Raw genomic sequence first — 2,689 nt, forward strand, 5'->3', positions numbered from 1 at the left:
ACGTCGATGATCGAGGGCGCTTGCGCTTTTCTTAATAAATTTCACTCTTTTCAAAGTTATCCAATAGAAAATGAACAACTCTTTTTAAAATTTACCTATTTGGGGAATACCAATGAAAGGGAAATTTTTAAAATATAAAGGAGTTGGAGTAATTGTCAAATGTAAAATTAGCAGTCATTTTTTACACCATGGGTGGAGTGAATCATCAGCTAGCAAAGTGGGCAGAAGAAGGTGGAAAAGAAGCTGTAGCTGAAGTGAAAGTGTTAAAAGTTCAGGAGCTAGCACCTGAATCTGTCATTGAACAAAATGAAGTATGGAAATTAACTACAGAGGCAGTTAAGGATGTACCTGTAGCAACCTCCGATGATATCGAGTGGGCAGATGCAATCATCTTTAGCGTTCCAACACGATTTGGGAATATGCCGTCTCAAATGAAACAATTCCTTGATATACAAGGTGGTCTTTGGGCAAGTGGAAAAACAGTGAATAAAGTCGTCAGTGCCATGGTCTCAGCCCAAAACCCGCATGGAGGTCAAGAATCGACCATTCTTTCTTTATATACATCCATGATGCATTGGGGAGCCATTATTGTACCTCCTGGCTACACCGACCCAGTTCTATTCGGTGCAGGTGGAAACCCATACGGGACAAGTGTTTCCGTTAATGAAGAAGGTAAGATGGTGGAAAATGTTGAAGCAGCAGTTAAGCATCAAGCGAAACGCACCGTACAAATTGCGAAGAAAGTGAAATAAGCATAAGCTATTGTGAAAAAGGTCGGAACTTGGGGAAATACCATGTTCCGGCCTTTTATCCAACATGAATGGGCAGACATACCCTCACCACAAATCTTAAGTAAAACGAGAAGAGTAGATAGGGGGATAAACTGCCAGTATATGTCCAATTGGTTCAAGGGGCCTTTAGTTCTTACCTTTTCTACCGATAGCAATATTAAGTGCTTTTATCCCGATTGCATTAGGAATAATTAAGCAAAAAAAGATTAGATAAATAACATACCCTAAAACATAAGCCAAATCCATACATGCAAGTTCAAAAGTATTTGCAGTTTCAGGCATGAAAACAAATTGCTCAATTAATTTATTTACAGATTTTCCAAACGAGAAAGCCCATTCCTTTAGGTGTGGGATGAGAGTAAGGTCAGAGGTGCAATTATCATTCTTTCACCAATATCGTTTGAACTATTAGGTGTAATAGCCTGAGATATTGACGTATTATCTATACTAAAATGGGATACTAGAACACTATCATCTGAGATGGTTGCACTCATTAAAATTCTTCTTTGTGCGTTTTGAAAGCTTGGAGTGTTATGTATTGGTAAAAACTTAGGAAATGGAAGATGCGGCTTGTGCAACTATCGCTCCCGTTACTTTAAGTGTAACACTGCACAAAATTTGATTACCTCTACATTAAAGCTGTAACACAAAAAACGGCAAGTATAGAAGTTCACCTAATATACTTGCCATTAGCTATTTGACCGTAATGATAATTCGTTTATATTTATGACTGCCTTTAATTGTTGTAATAAATCTAATCCAATAATACCATCCAAATCAAATCCATAATTCATTGCACCAATTTCTAAAGAAAAACCTTCTGTTTGTATATCTCCAATTTTCACTGAATCAACAGTTTTAGAATATACAAACTCTGATCCCCCAACACCACTTATACGATAAATCATATCGTTTTCTTCTGCTACAATCCCTATTGACTCTGCTAAGTCTGTTGATACAACAGTACTTCCTGAGCCAGTATCAACTAACACACGTTGTAAATGAAGGGATTGTCCATTAAATCTTAGTTCCATATCCATAAGTAATAAACCATCATCAATTATTAGTTTTTTCACTATCGCCTAACACCTACCCATTTTTTCTCAATGATATTAGGCTCCTTACGGCTAGTATGAAGTACATATAGTTCACGATTAGGATCTTCTCTATGAATTTCTTGATAGGCTTTCATCGCCTCTGGAGAATTAGAAAATTTCTTCAAAGGAGCAATCTCATCTAAAATTCGCTCACTTTCGTCATTTGTATGTGCTTGTATAGCTTCTATCAAAACCCATTGGTCTGGAAACGCATGACACACATCTTCCCATTTCATTACGAGTCACCTCCAGATTATTTACTTATATTGTACCATGAAAATGTAAGGGCAGAATAACTCTAATAACATCTTATGCTAATTAAGGATATGCCTCTTTAGCTTGAGGAAAATGGCGAATACCCTTGTTCAGCATTCGCACCTGGTAGTGAAAAAATCGTTTGCTAACTTTCTTGATGTTTTAACGGTTCTTCGGTTCCTTTATTTACTGCATCAATTTGTATTAAATGGTCTTTATCTGTATCATAAGTGTAAAAATAATCAACTTTAGGTTCATCTTTAAAAGTTACGATAACAGCATTTGATTGTTCATTTTGATCTATATCTACAATGTTCATTTCTTCAATATCATCTAATATATCATAGCCTTTGTCCGTTAGGTATGAAATAGTATCCTCTTTAAGTGAATTAATTTCTTGAGTTGATATGAATAAGCGAATTCCACTTACTAATATCAACACAAATACTGCAACAAGAACAATATTTCTTTTTTTGATAATAACAACTCCAATCTTTATTAAAAAATTCTTATTCATACAGATAGGTAAGGGTTTGAAGTTATCTC

Annotated in this window: 4 protein-coding genes; 1 reads left to right on the plus strand and 3 read right to left on the minus strand. The window is 35.6% G+C overall.

Features of this window, described 5'->3' with window-relative positions; translation table 11 throughout:
* Positions 1-152 precede the first annotated feature (152 nt).
* Complete coding sequence (gene wrbA / locus RZN25_18205; protein MEQ6378736.1) at positions 153-752, plus strand: NAD(P)H:quinone oxidoreductase; 600 nt, start codon at positions 153-155, stop codon at positions 750-752.
* Between the two features lie 728 nt (positions 753-1,480).
* On the opposite strand, the gene RZN25_18210 is transcribed toward wrbA, so the two are convergent.
* From RZN25_18210 to RZN25_18220, 3 genes are all read right to left on the minus strand, one after another.
* A complete protein-coding gene (locus RZN25_18210; GenBank protein ID MEQ6378737.1) occupies positions 1,481-1,831 on the minus strand; it encodes a retropepsin-like aspartic protease in 351 nt (116 codons plus the stop codon).
* 35 nt (positions 1,832-1,866) lie between these two features.
* Positions 1,867-2,124 carry a hypothetical protein gene (locus RZN25_18215; GenBank protein ID MEQ6378738.1) on the minus strand — a complete coding sequence of 86 codons (258 nt, stop codon included), beginning with the start codon at positions 2,122-2,124 and terminating at the stop codon, positions 1,867-1,869.
* A gap of 164 nt (positions 2,125-2,288) precedes the next feature.
* A partial coding sequence (locus RZN25_18220; GenBank protein MEQ6378739.1) for a hypothetical protein occupies positions 2,289-2,689 on the minus strand: 401 nt, incomplete at its 5' end.

The organism is Bacillaceae bacterium S4-13-56, from assembly GCA_040191315.1.
Taxonomy (GTDB): Bacteria; Bacillota; Bacilli; order Bacillales; family JAWJLM01; genus JAWJLM01.